Source organism: Pseudomonas sp. PGPR N4 (assembly GCF_059693665.1).
Genome location: NZ_JCAUKV010000001.1, coordinates 472,277 through 489,119, shown reverse-complemented (window position 1 = coordinate 489,119; position 16,843 = coordinate 472,277). Strand labels below are relative to the sequence as shown.

Annotated in this window: 15 protein-coding genes, 2 pseudogenes and 2 riboswitches; of the genes and pseudogenes, 12 read left to right on the top strand and 5 right to left on the bottom strand. The window is 61.8% G+C overall.

Annotated features, from left to right (window positions below; translation table 11 throughout):
• Window positions 1-2 precede the first annotated feature (2 nt).
• Window positions 3-1,070 carry a cobalamin biosynthesis protein CobW gene (cobW, locus tag AC58X1_RS02130; protein WP_188035845.1) on the bottom strand — a complete coding sequence of 356 codons (1,068 nt, stop codon included), beginning with the start codon at window positions 1,068-1,070 and terminating at the stop codon, window positions 3-5.
• A 102-nt stretch (window positions 1,071-1,172) separates the two neighbouring features.
• Window positions 1,173-1,369: riboswitch (cobalamin riboswitch) on the bottom strand.
• Window positions 1,370-1,486: 117 nt separating this feature from the next.
• A riboswitch (cobalamin riboswitch) is annotated at window positions 1,487-1,710 on the top strand.
• A gap of 99 nt (window positions 1,711-1,809) precedes the next feature.
• On the opposite strand from cobW, the gene AC58X1_RS02125 reads away from it, so the two are divergent.
• The 7 genes from AC58X1_RS02125 to AC58X1_RS02095 all read left to right on the top strand — a co-directional run bounded on the left by AC58X1_RS02125 (window position 1,810) and on the right by AC58X1_RS02095 (window position 8,305).
• The gene (locus AC58X1_RS02125; protein WP_101319064.1) at window positions 1,810-1,995 is read left to right on the top strand and encodes a CbtB domain-containing protein; all 186 of its coding nucleotides are present in this window, start codon (window positions 1,810-1,812) and stop codon (window positions 1,993-1,995) included.
• A gap of 10 nt (window positions 1,996-2,005) precedes the next feature.
• Entirely contained in the window at window positions 2,006-2,695 is a 690-nt protein-coding gene (locus AC58X1_RS02120; RefSeq protein ID WP_150569371.1) for a CbtA family protein, read from the top strand.
• Entirely contained in the window at window positions 2,695-3,099 is a 405-nt protein-coding gene (locus AC58X1_RS02115; RefSeq protein ID WP_181107154.1) for a cobalamin biosynthesis protein, read from the top strand. The genes AC58X1_RS02120 and AC58X1_RS02115 overlap by 1 nt, the downstream gene beginning before the upstream one ends.
• Window positions 3,100-3,129: 30 nt before the next feature.
• Window positions 3,130-3,885, top strand: a complete 756-nt coding sequence (gene cobM / locus AC58X1_RS02110; protein WP_497428199.1) for a precorrin-4 C(11)-methyltransferase — start codon at window positions 3,130-3,132, stop codon at window positions 3,883-3,885.
• Window positions 3,886-3,946: 61 nt separating this feature from the next.
• Window positions 3,947-4,189: a DUF1272 domain-containing protein gene (locus tag AC58X1_RS02105; protein ID WP_150571954.1), complete on the top strand. Its 243-nt coding sequence runs from the start codon at window positions 3,947-3,949 to the stop codon at window positions 4,187-4,189.
• A 226-nt stretch (window positions 4,190-4,415) separates the two neighbouring features.
• Window positions 4,416-5,030 (top strand): response regulator transcription factor, encoded by a 615-nt coding sequence (locus AC58X1_RS02100; RefSeq protein WP_150569375.1) that lies wholly within the window; start codon window positions 4,416-4,418, stop codon window positions 5,028-5,030.
• Window positions 5,031-5,041: 11 nt separating this feature from the next.
• Window positions 5,042-8,305, top strand: a complete 3,264-nt coding sequence (locus tag AC58X1_RS02095) for a transporter substrate-binding domain-containing protein (protein WP_497428198.1) — start codon at window positions 5,042-5,044, stop codon at window positions 8,303-8,305.
• Here the strand turns inward: AC58X1_RS02095 and AC58X1_RS02090 are convergent.
• The 3 genes and pseudogenes from AC58X1_RS02090 to gntR all read right to left on the bottom strand — a co-directional run.
• Window positions 8,280-8,708: pseudogene (locus AC58X1_RS02090) on the bottom strand (methyl-accepting chemotaxis protein); the annotation flags it as partial. The gene AC58X1_RS02095 and the pseudogene AC58X1_RS02090 sit on opposite strands and share 26 nt — an antisense overlap.
• A 108-nt stretch (window positions 8,709-8,816) precedes the next feature.
• A pseudogene (locus AC58X1_RS02085) lies at window positions 8,817-9,533 on the bottom strand (PAS domain-containing protein); the annotation flags it as partial.
• Window positions 9,534-9,692: 159 nt separating this feature from the next.
• Window positions 9,693-10,712, bottom strand: coding sequence for an HTH-type transcriptional regulator GntR (gntR, locus tag AC58X1_RS02080; protein ID WP_181107158.1), 1,020 nt, complete (start codon window positions 10,710-10,712; stop codon window positions 9,693-9,695).
• Window positions 10,713-10,918: 206 nt separating this feature from the next.
• Between gntR and AC58X1_RS02075 the strand changes: the two genes are divergently transcribed.
• From AC58X1_RS02075 to AC58X1_RS02055, 5 genes are all read left to right on the top strand, one after another.
• Window positions 10,919-11,458 carry a gluconokinase gene (locus tag AC58X1_RS02075; protein ID WP_150569379.1) on the top strand — a complete coding sequence of 180 codons (540 nt, stop codon included), beginning with the start codon at window positions 10,919-10,921 and terminating at the stop codon, window positions 11,456-11,458.
• 109 nt (window positions 11,459-11,567) lie between these two features.
• On the top strand, window positions 11,568-12,920 hold the full coding sequence (locus AC58X1_RS02070) for a GntP family permease (RefSeq protein WP_103437193.1): 1,353 nt from the start codon (window positions 11,568-11,570) through the stop codon (window positions 12,918-12,920).
• 125 nt (window positions 12,921-13,045) lie between these two features.
• Window positions 13,046-13,342, top strand: coding sequence for a hypothetical protein (locus AC58X1_RS02065; RefSeq protein ID WP_497428197.1), 297 nt, complete (start codon window positions 13,046-13,048; stop codon window positions 13,340-13,342).
• Window positions 13,343-13,767: 425 nt separating this feature from the next.
• Window positions 13,768-14,334 carry a hypothetical protein gene (locus AC58X1_RS02060; RefSeq protein WP_497428196.1) on the top strand — a complete coding sequence of 189 codons (567 nt, stop codon included), beginning with the start codon at window positions 13,768-13,770 and terminating at the stop codon, window positions 14,332-14,334.
• Window positions 14,331-16,112 (top strand): hypothetical protein, encoded by a 1,782-nt coding sequence (locus tag AC58X1_RS02055; RefSeq protein WP_497428195.1) that lies wholly within the window; start codon window positions 14,331-14,333, stop codon window positions 16,110-16,112. The genes AC58X1_RS02060 and AC58X1_RS02055 overlap by 4 nt, the downstream gene beginning before the upstream one ends.
• A 96-nt stretch (window positions 16,113-16,208) precedes the next feature.
• Here AC58X1_RS02055 and ureG read toward each other — a convergent pair whose 3' ends face one another.
• Window positions 16,209-16,832: an urease accessory protein UreG gene (ureG, locus tag AC58X1_RS02050; RefSeq protein ID WP_101319033.1), complete on the bottom strand. Its 624-nt coding sequence runs from the start codon at window positions 16,830-16,832 to the stop codon at window positions 16,209-16,211.
• Between the last annotated feature and the right edge of the window lie 11 nt (window positions 16,833-16,843).

Genomic DNA, 16,843 nt, shown 5'->3' with positions numbered 1-16,843 from the left:
GATCAGGCTTCCAGAGCCTGACGCAGACGGGCTTCGAGCTGAATGGCGTCAAGCTCCTGGCCAATCAGTACCAGGCGCGTGATGCGCGCCTCGTCAGCGCCCCAGGCCCGGTCGAAATGCTTGTCGAAGCGGGTCCCTACGCCCTGGATCAGCAGACGCATCGGCTTGCCCGGGATGGCTGCAAAGCCTTTCACGCGCAGGATGCCAAACTCCACTACCAATTGGTTGAGGGCCGCCAGCAGCAAGCGCTCATCGGCCTCTGGCAAATCCAGCGAGATCGAGTCGAAGGCATCATGGTCGTGATCGTCATGATCATCGTCGTCATGGTGGCTGTCATGATGAGTTCGGCGCCCATCAATGTGCGCTTCCGATTCGGCACCCAGGCCCAGCAGCACATCCAGCGGCAGGCGGCCGCTGCTGGCTTCGATGACCTTGACCGCCGGCGGCAGCTCTTCGGAGACTTCGGCGCGAACCTTGGCCAGGCCTTCGGCGTCGATCAGGTCGGCCTTGTTCAGCACCACCAGGTCAGCGCTGGCCAGCTGGTCGGCAAACAGTTCGTGCAGCGGCGACTCATGATCAAGGTTCGGGTCGAGCTTGCGCTGTGCATCGACCTGGTCTGGGAACGCTGCGAAGGTACCGGCAGCCACTGCCGGGCTGTCGACCACGGTGATCACCGCATCGACCGTGCAGGCGTTGCGGATTTCTGGCCACTGGAAGGCTTGCACCAGCGGTTTGGGCAAGGCCAGGCCGCTGGTTTCGATCAGGATGTGGTCCAGATCGCCGCGACGTGCCACCAGCTCACGCATGACCGGGAAGAACTCTTCCTGCACGGTGCAGCACAGGCAGCCGTTGGCCAGCTCGAAGACACGCCCGTAGGCTTCTTCTTCGGTGCAGCCGATGGTGCATTGTTTGAGGATTTCGCCGTCGATACCGAGCTCGCCGAACTCGTTGACGATCACCGCGATGCGCCTGCCCTGGGCGTTGTCGAGCATGTGCCGCAGCAACGTGGTTTTGCCCGAGCCGAGGAAGCCGGTGACGATGGTGACGGGGAGTTTGGCCAGTGTTTTCATGGATGCGTGTGCCCTTGGCAGAATGGCGCGGGCATGCAGGACGAGCGCCGCAGGCTGTCACAGCCGGGCTTGTTCGCCTCCGGATCACCCCGCCCGGATTAAAGTCGAAATCGTCTCGAGGCAGGTCTCCTGGCTTGCACCGCACCGGCGCCGGGCCGGTTGGATGACGCCTTCCCGCGCAAGGCGCAGTGGCTGTGTCGATCCTGATCAGTGCTTACAGTTGCGGGGGCAGCCGCGGCTTGACCGCGTTCCCGTCTTAGCTCCGGCCACGCCGGAGAACCTCGAAGCAGACAAGGCTACGCACCCCGGCGGCAAGCTGCAAGCGGCTTTAGGGGCTGTCATCTGCCATATATAGGCGGCTGAATGCACGCTGGCGTGCAACTTGTCACTTGCAGCGCGCCGCTGCGGCATGGTTTGCTAGCGCCTTGCGTTCAGGTGCCCCCTATGGGGTGAAACGGGAAACCGGTGCGTCGCTGGCCTCAATGGAGAGCCCGACTACTCCGGTGCTGCCCCCGCAACGGTAAGCGAGCGAAGTGTCTTGACCACTGTGCCAGGATGTAGGGCATGGGAAGGTGACGCTTTTCAAGGAGCCCTGCTCCTCCTCGTGAGCCCGGAGACCGGCCTGCGTAGTCGAATATCAACACCCCGCGGTGGGCGGGCGCTGTCGCATTGCCCTGGGCCATCCATGCCCGGGGCCGGTGCGCTTGCCCCCTGCCTATAACAAGCAGAGGATTGCGTCATGCCCATCACCAGTGCCAAACACAGCATCGCCACCCCCGTCAGCCTCAGTCAACGCCTGGTCATCGCCGTCGGCGCCAGCCTGGTTGGCCTGTGCCTGGTGTACTTCGCCGGTTTCTCGCACATCGAGGCGGTGCACAACGCAGCCCACGATACGCGCCACAGCGCTGCCTTCCCCTGCCACTGAGTAGACTCGCATGATCACGCGCATTGCCCGTACTGCAGGGTTCAGCGGCCTGCTCGCCGCCCTGCTGCTGACCCTGCTGCAAAGCTTCTGGATCAGCCCGTTGATCCTCGAAGCGGAAACCTTCGAGAGCCCAGCGCCGGCTGCCCAGCATGAGCATGGCGACAGCGCCGTTGCTGCCCACGAGCACAGTGCCGAAGCCTGGGCGCCTGAAGACGGCTGGCAGCGCGTGCTGGCCACCACCGGCGGCAACCTGGTGGTTGCAGTCGGCTTTGCCTTGATGCTGGCAGCGCTGTACAGCCTGCGCGAACCCAACCGGGTCGCCACCGGAGCGCTGTGGGGCCTGGCCGGTTTTGCCGTGTTCTGCCTGGCGCCAACGCTGGGCTTGCCGGCCGAGCTGCCGGGCACGGCGGCAGCCGACCTTGGCCAGCGCCAGACCTGGTGGATCGGCACTGCGGCCGCAACTGCGGTCGGCCTGGGCCTGATTGTGTTTGCCCAGCATTGGCTGCTGAAGGTAGTCGGCGTACTGCTGTTGGCGCTGCCACACGTGATCGGCGCGCCGCAGCCGAGCGTGCATGAAAGTCTTGCGCCTGAAGCCCTGGCAACCCAGTTCAAGATCGCCTCGTGGCTGACCAATGCCGCCTTCTGGATTGCCCTGGGCTTGCTCAGTGCGTGGTTGTTCCGCCGCTCGCGGCAGACTTGATGTCTGAGCCGCTACCCGCCGTGTATGTCGGCGTTGGCTGCCGCAAGGGCTGCCCCGCCGACCTGCTTGAAGCGCTGCTGCAACAAAGTCTGGCCAGCCTTGGCTTAACCCTGCATGCAGTGCAGGGCATCGCCAGTATCGAGCTGAAAGTCAGCGAGGCGGGCCTGCATCAACTGGCCGATCGCCTGCAACTGGCGCTGCAGTTTTTTCCCGCAGAGCAGTTGCAGCGTTTTGCCCCACAGCTCAGCCAGCACTCCGCTACAGCCTTCGCCCACAGCGGCTGCTGGGGCGTAGCCGAAAGCACCGCCCTGGCCTTGGCCGCGCGTGCTCACGGCTGCGCGCGGCTGGTGCTCACCCGGCAAACGTTGGCGGGCGCTACCCTCGCCCTCGCCAGTGCTGGATAATCGCCTCCATTTTATTTGCAAGGATTTGCCATGACGGTCTACTTCATCGGCGCCGGCCCGGGCGATCCGGAACTGATCACGGTCAAAGGCCAGCGCCTGATCCGGCAGTGCCCGGTGATCATCTACGCGGGCTCGCTGGTCCCCGCCGCAGTGCTCGAGGGCCACAGCGCCGAAACTGTCATCAACAGCGCCGAACTGCACCTTGAGCAGATCATCGACGCCATGCACAGCGCGCATGCGCTAGGCCACGATGTGGCGCGGGTGCACAGCGGTGACCCGAGCCTGTATGGCGCCATCGGCGAGCAGATCCGTCACTTGCGCGAGTTGGGCATCGACTACCAGATCATCCCTGGGGTAACGGCAACGGCGGCCAGCGCCGCGCTGCTGGGTTGTGAACTGACCCTGCCGGGCATCGCCCAAACGGTGATCCTCACTCGTTACGGCGACAGCTCGCCGATGCCCGCCGGCGAGCAACTCGGCGATCTGGCCCGGCATGGCAGCACCCTGGCGATCCACCTCGGCGTCAAGCACCTGCCACGGATCGTCGCAGAGCTGCTGCCGCATTACGGCGCTGACTGCCCGGTTGCGGTCATCCATCGCGCCACCTGGCCGGATCAGGACTGGGTCAAAGGCACGCTGGCGGACATCGTCGGACTCACCAGTACACGGGATTTTCGGCGAACTGCGCTGATCCTGGTCGGTCACGTACTTGGGGATACACCGTTCGCCGAATCAGCCCTGTATCGCGCCGGCCATGCTCACCTGTATCGCCCCGGCAACGGCTGATTGCCAGCGCCGCCAGCGCGGAGCAGACTCGACCTACCTTGTTGCTATCGGAGCCACGCCCATGCTGGAACTACGCCCCAACTGTGAATGCTGCGCCGTCGAACTGCCCGGCGACAGCCCGGATGCAATGATCTGCTCGTTCGAATGCACGTATTGCCGTAGCTGTGCCGAACAACGTCTGCACGGACGCTGCCCGAACTGCGCTGGTCAGCTGCAAAGCCGGCCGACCCGCGTTGGTAACGCACTGAGCAACAACCCCGCCTCAACTAAGCGCGTCATCAAAGACCACGCGCCCTGCGCCTGATTCCTACCGCCGGCAGGCCGGAAGGCCTTCCGCATCCTGATTGTTACCGTATTTTTTGTAGGAATTTTCCTCAGAATCACCTGGTTTGTTCATCACGCATATACTCGGCATTATCATGGACTGAGAATCGACGTATCTTGCGCGCTGCCTGAGGCTTGCGGATCAACCCTCAGCTACGTTCCTGTGTGATTCAGGCAACGGACCCTCTTCACCACAGGAGCTAGCAATGACAACCGTGATGCTGGTCGATGACCACCCAATCGTTCTGACGGCTGTACGCATGCTGCTTGAGCGCGAACGTTTTCGAGTCATTGGCACCGCCGAAGATGGTAAGGAAGCCGTGGAACTGGCCCGCAAACTCTCACCCCAGGTAGTGATCGTTGACATCGGCCTGCCCGAGCTGGACGGCATGGAGGTGATCAAGCGCCTGCAGCTGCTGGACCCACCACCCAAGATCATGGCCCTGACCGGGCAGCCTGCCGACCTCTACGTCAGGCGTTGCCTGGACGCCGGGATTGGCGCTTTCGTCAACAAGAACGAAGACATCGAGTCGGTGGTATTCGCCCTCAAGGCACTGATCAAGGGCTACTCGACCTTTCCGCAAATGTCGGTCAACAGCAATTCGCTGGAGTCTGAAAACGCCCGACTGGACAGTTTGTCCAACCGTGAAATGGAGGTACTGCGCAGGCTGGCTCGGGGCGAAAACAACAAGGCCATTGGCGAGTCCATGAACCTTAGCGCCAAGACCATCAGCACCTACCGCGGACGCATCATGGAGAAGCTCAAGTCGGAGTCGCTGGTGGAAATGATCGATCTGGCCAAGCGCAACAGCGTCAACTGAAGCTTTACGCCATGACCGGTCTGCGCACACTGCTACTCCTGATCAGCCTTAGCGGCGCATCTGCGGCCGTGCTCGCTGACAGTCAGCCACGGCAGTTGCTGGCACGCTCGAGCAGCGCTGCTGCTCCACTGGACCTTGCCGTCGATGACCGCGAGTGGCTGAACCAGCACAAGGTACTGGTACTCGGCAGCTCGGGGCCGGATTACCTGCCTTTTGAAATCAATATCACCCCAGCCGATCATGAAGGGCTCAATGCTGACTATGCCGGCTTGATCAGCGAGCAGTTGGGCATAGCCGTTCAAGTGCAGCGCTTTGACAGCCGCGAACAGGCCATCAAAGCCTTGCAGGACGGGCAAATCGATCTGCTGGGCAGTTCCAACGCAACCGAAGCCAGCAATGCCGAGCTTACCTTGAGCCAGGCATATGCAGACGACCTGCCGGTGATCGTCGCTCGACAGGACCAGGACAAGGCCGTGCGCCACGGCGATGACCTGGCCGGGCTGCGGCTGGCGATGGTCGACCATTACCTGCCGGCCAGTACGGTCAAGGCCCAGTATCCGCAGGCACAGCTGCAACTTTATCGCTCGACCTTGAGCGGCTTGTCTGCGGTCGCCATGGGCGACGCCGACGTCTACCTGGGCGACGCCATCAGCACCGACTACCTGATCGGCAAGAGCTACCAAGGCCAGGTGCGCATCGACCATTTTTCGGCGCTGCCCGGCGGCTCGTTCGCCTTCGCCACGCGCCGCGACAACTCGCGCCTGCTCAGGTTGCTCAACCAGGCCCTGAGCCGCATCAGCGACAGCGAGCGGCTGAACATTCTGCGGCGCTGGAGCAGCGGCAATACCAGCCTCCTGCTCCAGCGCCTGAACACCCCGCTGACCCCTGCCGAACAACACTGGATCGAACATAACCGCAGCGTCAAGGTGCTGGTCACGCCGTCCCTGGCGCCGCTGACCTTCAACGACGCCGAGCAACGCCCGAGCGGGATCGCCCCCGATCTGCTCAAGCAGATCAGCTTGCGCACCGGGCTGGATTTTCAGATCAGCGAAGTGGATGCCGTCCAGGAAATGGTTGACCAACTGCTGCGGGGCGAGGCGCAAATGATCGGCGCGATCGGTTACGGCAGCGAGCGCGCGGCACGCTTGCGCTTCACTCGCCCCTACCTGGTCAGTCCGCGGGTGCTGGTAACCCGCGCCGGCAACCCCGCCAGCACTCCGGCGGCATTGATCGACAACCGCCGGATCGCAGTAGTACGTGGCTCTCCGCAGGGTGCACTGGTGCAGCGCCAACATCCACAGGCGAAGCTGGTGGAAGTCGATTCACCACTGGGGCTGATGGAAGCGGTGGCCAACGGTGAAGCAGAAGTCGCCTTGAGCAGCCATATCAATGCGCGCTATTACATAGATCATGTGTTCAATCATCGCCTGCGCATTGCCGCCTTGTTTGGCGAGGAACCGGCGATGGCTGCCTTCGCCATGGCTGCCAATCAGCCTGAGCTGCATGCGATTGTAGACAAGGCGCTGCTGAGCATACCGCCCGACGAATTGGATCAACTGGTCAACCGATGGCGCAACACCACCCTGGTCAGTGACAGCCCGTGGCGCAATTATCGCAGCCTGGCCCTGCAGGTGCTGGTTCTCGGCGGCGTGCTGCTGGCCGGTGTCGTGTTCTGGAACACCTATCTGCGCAAGCTGATCCAGCAGCGCACCGAGGCCCAACGGGCGTTGCAGGCGCAACTGCTCCTCAGTCGGGGCCTGCTTGAGCAGCTACGCCAGGCCAAGGACGCTGCCGAGCAGGCCAGTCAGGCTAAAAGCACCTTCCTGGCCACCATGAGCCACGAGATTCGCACGCCAATGAACGCGGTTATCGGCTTGCTGGAGCTGGCCCTGGAAGATGGCGCTCGCAGCGACCCATTGACCTTGCAGACTGCCCACGATTCCGCGATTGGTCTGCTTGAGCTGATTGGCGACATCCTCGACATCTCGCGCATCGAAGCTGGCCACATGACCCTGACACCGGTGCCGACCGATCTGATCGAACTGGTCCGTGCCAGCTTGCGCGTATTTGACGGCAATGCCCGGATCAAACGCCTGCAACTGCGCAGCGAGCTGCCTGAGCAGCCACTCTGGGTGCTGATCGATCCGCTGCGTTTCAAGCAGGTCCTGGCCAATCTTCTGAGCAATGCGATCAAGTTCACCGACCGCGGCGAGATCCTCGTCAGCCTCACCTGCGCGCCGGCCTCGGCAGAGCTGCTGCAACTGACCTTATGCGTGCAAGACAGTGGCGTGGGTATCAACCCCGTCAACCAGGCGCGCCTGTTCAACAGCTTTGCCCAGGTCGACGGCCCACGCGCCCAGCAAGGTGCAGGGCTGGGTCTGGTGATCAGTCGCAGCCTGGCCCAACTGATGGGCGGCACGCTGCAGCTGCAAAGCGTCGAGGGCCTTGGCACGCGCGTCGAGGTCAGACTGGCGCTGCTCAGCGCAACGCCTGCATCGCAGCCGCAGATCAGCGAGGCCACCCAGCAGCAACCCGGCCAACCTCTGCGCATTCTGGTGGTCGACGACTACCCGGCCAACCTGCTGTTGCTCGACAAACAACTGAACAGCCTCGGTCATCAGGTGACGTTGGCTGAAAACGGCCAACTGGCCCTGACCAGCTGGCAAGCGGGCGAGTTCGATCTGGTTATCACCGACTGCAGCATGCCGGTCATGGATGGTCATGAGCTCAGCCGCAGCATTCGTGCGCTGGAACGCGCAAGTGGCCAGCCAGCCTGCACCATCATCGGCGTTACCGCCAACGCGCAGGCCGAGGAGCGCGTCCGCTGCCTGGACAGCGGCATGAACGACTGTCTGTTCAAACCGATCGGGCTGCATACCCTCAAGGCGCACTTGCCGCGCTGCGCATTGAATCTGCCAACTCCGCGCCCAAGCGGATTCGACATCGATCAGTTGCGTAATTTGACCCAAGGTGACGAGCAACTGATCAGACGTCTGCTCGAGCAACTGGCACGCAGTGCCGCCGAAGACCTGGCCGCCCTGCACGCATTGGGAGCAAACCCGCCGAGCGCTGCGCTACGCGACCTTGCGCATCGCATCAAGGGCGGCGCGAAAATGCTCAAGGTGCGCGGGGTCGTACGCGACTGCGAGACACTCGAGCAGGCCTTGGCCTCGGACCAACCCAGCGCAGCCGCCCGGGAGCAATTGCAGGCAAGCCTGCACACCCTGCTAGGTGAACTGCGCGCTGGGCTCAATGCAATTGCAGAGTCGAACTGATCTGACCGATCGCATCGACAACGTGCCGCGAGCCTTGCTGAATCTCCAGAATGACCGTGCCCGCCTCGTTGACCAACTGCACGCCGCGCCCTGTGTGCGACAAGCTCGATTGCATGCTGGCGACCGCAGTCAGTGACAAGTCGTGGTTCTGCCTGACCACATCGACGATCTCCAGGGTGGCCTTGCTGGTGCGTGCAGCCAGATTACGTACTTCATCGGCTACCACAGCAAAACCACGGCCATGCTCACCGGCGCGCGCCGCTTCGATTGCGGCGTTGAGTGCCAGCAGGTTGGTCTGGTCGGCAATGCCGCGAATGGTCAATACAATCTGGCCGATGATCTCCGACTGCTTGCTGACAGCGTCGATGGTCCGCGCAGCGTCGCTCAGCTCCTGAGAGATTTGTTCGATCACCTGCACGGTCTGCTGCACCACCTCGCTGCCTTTACGCGCGCAGGCGTCAGTCTGCACGGAGCTGGCGTGGGCGGCATCGGCGGCGCTTTGCTGAGTGCTGACTTGGGCGGTGATGTCGCTGGCGAACTTGACCACTTTGACCAACCGGCCCTTGTTATCGAAGATCGGGTTGTATGAAGCCTCCAGATAGACAACCTGCCCTTGCTTGTTGATTCGCTCGAAACGGTGCGAATGGTACTCGCCGCGGTTAAGCGACGCCCAGAACTCGCGGTATTCGGCCGACTCACGCTCATGGGCGAGGCAAAACAGCCCATGATGACGGCCCACCACTTCTTCGAGGCGGTAGCCCATGGTTCGCAAGAAGTTGGCATTGGCAGTCAGCACCCGCCCCTGTGGAGTGAATTCGATCACTGCCATGGATCGGCCGATCGCCTGCAGCAGGGCTTCGCTTTCGTGCTCGTCGTGGATTCGCTGAGTGATGTCAGAGGCGACCTTGATCACACTGGTGACGCGCTGTTGCTCATCCAGCACGGGCATGTAACTGGCTTGCAGCCAGACCTCGCGGCCAGCCTTGTCGACGCGCTCGAAGGTACCGCTGATGGCCTCGCCTCTGCCCAGCGCTTGCCACAATTGCTGGTAGGCCGGGCTTTTGGCGTACTCCGGATCGCAGAACAGGCGATGATGCTTGCCCGCGATCTCCTGGGCGCTATAGCCCAATGCCTGGCAGAATTTATCGTTGGCGGCAATGATAGCGCCGTCGGCGGTGAACTCGATCATGGCCATCGAGCGACTGATCGCGGCCAGTCTGGCCTCCATCCCCACCAAGGCCTGATGACAGCGCTGGATTTCGACGATATCGGATTTGCGATGGTAATCGAACATGACGCCGGGCTCCTTGCATGGACGGGGTGCCCTCAGCATAGATCGCCGGCGAAACGGCGCAAGGCCGCTGATATCACCTTGCAATTATCCGCTTCAGGAGCTTTCCCGAACCATCAGCTCAAAGCCCAGATCCTGACGTGTGGCGCTCACCCGCTTGCCATCGAGCATCGCCAGCAGCGCTTGCGCCGCGGCCCGACCAACGGCAGCACGCGGGGTCCGGATCGAGGTCAGCGGCGGCACCATGTGGGCAGAACCTGGCAGGTCGTTGAAGCCGACCATGGCCACTCGTTGCGGCACTGCGATGCCTTGGCGCAGGGCCTGCAGGACTGCGCCCTGCGCAAGGTCATCGTTACAGAAGAACACCCCGTCGACCTCCGGCGCCTGTGCCATCAAGCGGCTGAACAGTTCGCCGCCAAGACCAATTGACGAGGGCTGTGCGGCCAGCAGCTCCAGTTCGGGCGCTTGCAATCCGGCCTCAAGCAGCGCTTGGCGAAAGCCTGCGGCGCGCTGCATTACCCGCGGGTCGAGCTGCGCGGCAATGAACGCCAGCCGCCGTCGACCCCGCTCGATCAAATGGCGGGCGGCAGCGTAGCCTGCCTGCTGCTGAGAGAACCCTACAGACACCGCATCTGCCTGCTCACCCAGCTCCATCATGTGCACACAGGGCACTCGGCTGGCAGCCAGCAAATGGCGCGAACCTTCGGTGCGATCAAAGCCGGTCAACAGCACGCCACAGGGCTGATAGGCGAGGTAGTTGCGGATCAGGTTCTCTTCTTCATCAACGTCGTAGTGATAGTTGCCGATGAGCACTTCGAGACCGCGCGGCCGCATCACTGCGTGGATCGCTTCGAGGGTATCGATGAACAGCTGGTTGGACAGCGATGGGATCAATACCACCACCGAATGGCTGCGCGCCGAGGCCAGCGCGCGGGCTGCCGGGTTGGCGATGTAACCCAGGGTGGCCGCTGCAGCGAGGACCTTTTCGGCCAGTTCAGGGGCAACGGTGGCGACGCCGCGCAACGCCCGCGAGGCCGTGATCGGTGAAACGCCGGAGAGCCTGGCGACTTCTGCCAGGGTGGGACGACCAGTAGTGCGGGAGCCGGTGCGTGACATGGGTGTTGTAATTTTACTACTTGCCAAGGGTGGGGAACGGCCACTAAGGTAGCGCTGTCCCAGGACACAGGCAATGTAATCTTTATCAATTGCCCTGCGTCGAGCGACCATACTGCGTTAGACAAGACCAATAACATCCGGGAGGGTGGCGCCCACACATCGACGTCCATGTCGAGACAGCGCTATCTTACCTGCAGGAGGTACTGATGAACTCTCCCCTGTCCGCGATCGTGGTAATGGGTGTAGCAGGCTGCGGCAAGAGCTGCATCGGCGCTGCCATTGCCGCCCGCAGTGGCGGTCGGCTGATCGAAGGCGATGCTTTCCACCCCGCTGCCAATATCGAAAAAATGAGCGCTGGCGTGCCGCTCGATGATGCCGACCGTGCCGGTTGGCTGGTGCTGCTGGGCCAGGAGCTACAGGCCACGCTCAAGGCCGGCGAACGACCAATCCTGACCTGCTCTGCCTTGAAGCGCCGCTATCGCGATGCATTGCGTGAAGCGGTGCCTGAGCTAGGCTTCGTGTTCCTCGAGCTGACCCCTGCCGAGGCCGAGAAGCGCGTGCTCGCCCGTCCTGGCCACTTCATGCCTGCCAGCCTTATCGAAAGCCAGTTTGCCGCCCTCGAATCCCCTCGCGGCGAGCCACTGACCCTGGCGCTGGACGCTACCCGGCCGGTGGCCGCGCTGGCCGAAAGCGTACATGACTGGTTAAAGCCCTGCGGTGAGCGGGCATTGGCGCGAATCGCCTGAGCGGCGGTTTACCAGCTCACCAAAGACAGCGCTGTCTCGACGTTAAAAAGCACCAGAAGTTCCATAACGCTACGCCTAACAACAAAGACAAAACCGAGGCTCATTAATCATGTTCGGACTGGCTACCGATACGTTCCTGCTACTCGATGCCCTGGTGACCATCATCGGGCTCATCCTGCTGATCACCCACTTCAAGGTGCATCCTTTTGTTGCGCTGACGCTGGCTGCGGGCTTTCTCGGCCTGACCTCGGGCATGCCCGTGGCCAAAGTCATGAAGTCGTTTCAGGACGGCTTTGGCGGCGTGCTTGGCTTTGTCGGCATCGTGCTTGCACTGGGCACCATGCTCGGCAAGCTGATGGCCGACTCCGGCGGCGCTGACCAGATCGCGCAGACTCTGATCCGCGCCTTCGGCAAACAGAAGGTGCACTGGGCCATGATGTTCGCCGCATTTCTGGTGGGCATCCCGCTATTCTTCGAAATCGGCTTTGTGCTGCTGATCCCGCTGGTGTTCATCGTAGCCCGACGCACCGGGGTATCCTTGGTCAAGATCGGTATTCCGCTGCTGGCAGGCCTGTCCGTCGTGCATGGGCTGGTGCCGCCGCATCCAGGCCCGCTGCTGGCGATCGGCATTTTCAATGCCGACATCGGCAAGACCATCTTCTACGGTTTGCTGGTAGCGCTGCCGACGGCAATCATCGCCGGCCCGCTGTACGGCAATTTCATCTCGCGTTACATCCCGGGCAACCCATCACAAGAGCTGATGGACCAGATTGCTCGCGAGTCCGACCAGCGCAACCTGCCAAGCTTCAGCATCACCCTGATCACCGTGCTGTTGCCGGTAGTGCTGATGCTGCTGAAGACGTTTGCTGATGTGGTGCTGCCCGCTGAAAACATCGTGCGCCAGTGGATGGACCTGATCGGCCACCCGATCACCGCCCTGCTCGCGGCGCTGCTGCTGGCGTTCTACACCTTCGGCGCGGCGCGCGGCTTCAACCGTCAGCAGATCATGAAGATGCTTGACCAGAGCCTGGCCCCCACCGCCGCCATCGTGTTGATTGTCGGCGCTGGCGGCGGCTTCAAGCAGATGCTGGTGGACACTGGTGTGGGCAACGTCATCGGCCAGATGGCGGTGCAAGCGCAGATATCGCCAATCATGCTGGCCTGGTTGGTGGCGGCGGTCATCCGGATCGCCACAGGCTCGGCAACGGTAGCGACCATCACCGGCGCTGGTATCGTTGCACCGGTGATCGCGCTGGTGCCCGGGGTCAACCGTGAGCTGCTGGTGCTGGCCACCGGCGCCGGTTCGCTGATTCTGTCCCACGTCAACGACGCCGGTTTCTGGCTGGTCAAGCAGTACTTCAACATGACCGTAGCAGAAACGTTCAAGACCTGGAGCATGATGGAGACCATCCTGTCGGTGGTCGGCATCATCTTCATCATGTTGCTGGCGCAGTTCGTCTGACCGTTGGTCGGGATACTGGCACCTAGCGTGGGGTGTCAGGCTCAAGTGAGATGAGGGCCTTGCCGCGTGATCAACGTCTGTTCCGCGGCAAGGCTGGCACTTTATCCACGCAAAGGAGCTTGCCCATGAAACGCTTCCTGCTGCTTGCCGCCGTGCTCGCAACGCCTTTGGCCATGGCCGCCGGTACTGGCCCGACCTACCCGGACGACCCGCATAACAGCGCGCCCAAGCCTGGCGCGGACAGCACGCTCAACCCTATCGAAACACCCATGCCACGCAACACTGACCCTCGCCTGAACGGCAATGATCCAGACAGCCCTCCTGCGAGCCAGAGCAACGATCACAAGCTACCGGGCATGGGTACTCCCGACGCTCCCGCGGGCACTGGCCAGGGATCTGGCAGCAGTAACCCTCAGCCTTGAAATGACGCTTACCCGACGATGGCTCGCGGCGAATGCTGGCCAGATCGTAGGCAACTGATGACCCTCGCCTGGTAACGCTTGGCCTCAAGCGTTACCCCACCTCCGCCCTCTAGGGCACGTCTGCGCGCTTGAGCTTCCTCACTTAACTCAGCGCTCAACTCCAAGTAGAGCCTTTCCTGCTTATCCGCAGATGGCGCCCGGGGCTTAATCCCGGCACCACCTGAGGACCACCGTCGCGCTTGTTTGCAGCAGTCCGTGACGGGTGTTCAAGGGACTTCGTAGCGAGGTGCCCAATGAAAATCACTTTCCGAATGTGCCACAGGTTGCACTCATCGCTTGCTCAGCCGTGCGTGCTGCTCGCGCTGGGTGCGGTGCTTTACGGCAACGCAGCCCATGCCAGCCTCGAACCCGTGTTGGAGGCACGCATGACTGTCTGCACGGCACACCTGCAAAGCGTGGAAGAGCTGATGATTAGCCGTATTCAGCACATCGAAAACAGTGTCGGCGGTGAGCTCAGGCGCCTGCCTGAGTTGGAGGCCGCACGCGGGCGTCTGCAGCGACAGCTGCAACAGGAACGCCAGCGCTACCAATCCCTACCGTGGCGACCTGAACACGACCAGGCTCTGCGCGGCATCAGTAACGAGATAGCGGCTGTCCAATACTGCATTGCCATCGGCCGCTCGGCCGAGCCCCAGATCGCAGCAGTCAAGTCGCTGTTGGCCTCGTCACGCGAAACCAGGCAGAGCATTACCCACGACGTTGACGATTTCCTGTTTGCCGGCGACGAGTGCGCAGCAAACACGGCCAATCCGCGCAAATGCCAAGCCGATGCCCTTGCCCTGCTTGAGCCGCCTGCTCAAGCCAACCTGATCGCCGGCCGGCGTCTTCTGGAAAAAGCCTGGTCGCCTTTACGCGACCAAGGCGTGCGCTTCCCGACCTCCTGGGAAGTGGACTGCAGCCCCGATAACCCACCAAAAAGGCCATTCCCATGAGCGAAGTCATTCCATTCATCAGCCGCAATGCTCGTATCGATAGCGCTATAAGCAGCCATATCGAAGCGCTGAGCACCGCCACACCGCTGCGCTTACCTGTCGAGCAGACTGCGCTGGTCGCCAACTATGTCGAGAAGATCGAAGGCACCTATGACACCAGTCGGGCCAAGCACGATACCGACCATGCCATCGACCTGCTCTACATCGCCTACAACACCACGCCCCAGGAGCAGGGAGACATCCGCGTCAGGATCGGCTCGATCATGAATGACTTGATCACCGCTCAGCAGGAGAGTGAGCGAAGCATCAAGAGCGCTATTCGCGTCGCCAATAGAATCGGCACTACCTTGCGCAACTGCCTACCCGACTGGCTGGACGTGAAGGAAGGCGGTGACCCGGAGCAAATCAAGGAATTCGTCACCGCTGATTTGCTGGCCATGGCCAACGAAATCACCCAAGCGGCAATTACCGTGCGCGACAGCCTTACCACGATCGCAGACAGATACGATGTCATCATCCGTAACACCGCCGAAGCGACCGCACGCAGCGAAGTCGCGCTAAGCGATACCATTCAGGCAGATAGCAAGCTGCAGAGCGAACTCGTCATCGCTAATGCTCGGCGCGAGATGCTCGAGGGTCTGGTCACCGACTTGCAGCAACAGGTTGCCCGCTATGAAAAGCTGGCGCAAGAATACGGATCACAGGCGAAGACCGCCGAGCAAAAATCGTTCTGGGCGTCGCTTTTGAAGACCGGCGCACAGATGCTGGGGGGGCTGCTGCCCATGATAGCCATGGGAGCTACCGGCGGCGCATCGGCCGTGATTGGCGGCGCCTCGATGGCGGCCGCAGCGGGGCTTGGCCAGCAGAACCAGGCCGATGGCCTGCACAAAGATATCCAGATGAAAAAAGCGCGCTCCGAGCTTCGTGCGGAGCAAACGCTGCTCAACGAGCAGCGTGACAAGTTGAAGTCAAACCTGGATGACTTGAGCAAGCGCAACGCCGACGCCGCTGATCCGGCCAAGGGTACCCTCGATGGCCGTATCAGCGATGTCCAGGCCGACCTTGAAAAGGTAGCCGCACGGCAAGGCGAACTCAGCCAGGAGCTGTCACGACTGGAGGAGGCGCTCAAAGCCATCGGCGAACATGCCGCATCGCTGAGTGATGAGCAACGCAAACAAGCAGGCCATTTGCGCGACATGCAGATGCAGATGCTCGTTAAAGCCGAGGAGTACGAAAATACCCGCCGTGAGCAAGCTTCCGAGCTGGTAAACCTCACTGCCCTGCTTGCCGGCCAGCGGAACGAGAAACAGAACATCGAACTTGCCGTTCGATCGTTGAACCTGAGCGTGAGCGCACTCAAGCGGACCAAAGAGATCGTTGAAGAAATGGCGTTTTTCTTCAAATCATTTTCCGACTTCATGCAGGTCATCCTTGACCAGGCGACGGACCAGGTTTCCAGCTATGAGAGTGCCGGCAATAGCGCACGGCTGCGTGCCAATCGCCTGGCCCAGTTGGTCCGCTCTACCGACGAATTCTTTATCAGCCAGGCAGGACAGTGGCTGGCGGTTGGCGTGGTATCGGACCGATTTGCCCAGACCTTCAAGGATGGCTGGAGCAAACTCAACAAGCTGTCAGGCACGTACATTACTGGCCAGGAGCTGCCAGCGTATCTGGACCAGGCTTCTTTCACCCTGAAAATGATCATCGACGATCGTGAGAAGGCCAGTCATCAGCGCTTGGTCTACCTGGCCAGCTACCGCGACGAATTGAGCGCTTGATCCCGCAGCGCTGATAGCCCGCTGGTAACCAACCCTACTGGTCGGCCCCTCGAGAGCCGACCAGTTGCTGCAGCCATGACTGATGGCGCTTGTGCCTTACGCCCTGACACCAAGCATGCCGCGCTCGACGATAAAGTCGATCACCGCTTGCAGCCCTTCGCCCTTTTTCAGGTTGCTGAACGTCCAGGGCCGCTCTGGACGCATGCGATTGGTATCACGTTCCATGACCTCAAGCGATGCGCCGACATAGGGCGCCAGGTCAGTCTTGTTGATCACCAACAAATCCGACTTGGTAATCCCTGGGCCGCCCTTGCGCGGAATCTTCTCGCCCTCGGCAACATCGATGACGTAAATGGTCAGGTCGGCCAGCTCGGGGCTGAAGGTAGCGCTGAGGTTGTCACCGCCGCTCTCGACGAAGATAACCTCAAGGTTACCGAACTTGCGCGCCAGTGCCTCCACCGCAGCCAGGTTCATAGAGGCGTCTTCGCGGATCGCCGTATGCGGACAGCCGCCGGTCTCCACGCCGACAATCCGCTCGGGCTCCAGGGCGCCGGCTTCGGTAAGAATGCGTTGATCTTCCTTGGTATAGATGTCATTGGTGACCACGGCGATCTGGTAGTGATCACGCATGGCCTTGCACAGGGCCTCGAGCAGCGCAGTCTTGCCGGAGCCGACCGGGCCACCGACACCGATGCGCAGGGGTTGCTGATAGCTTTGCATGTTGGCAGTCC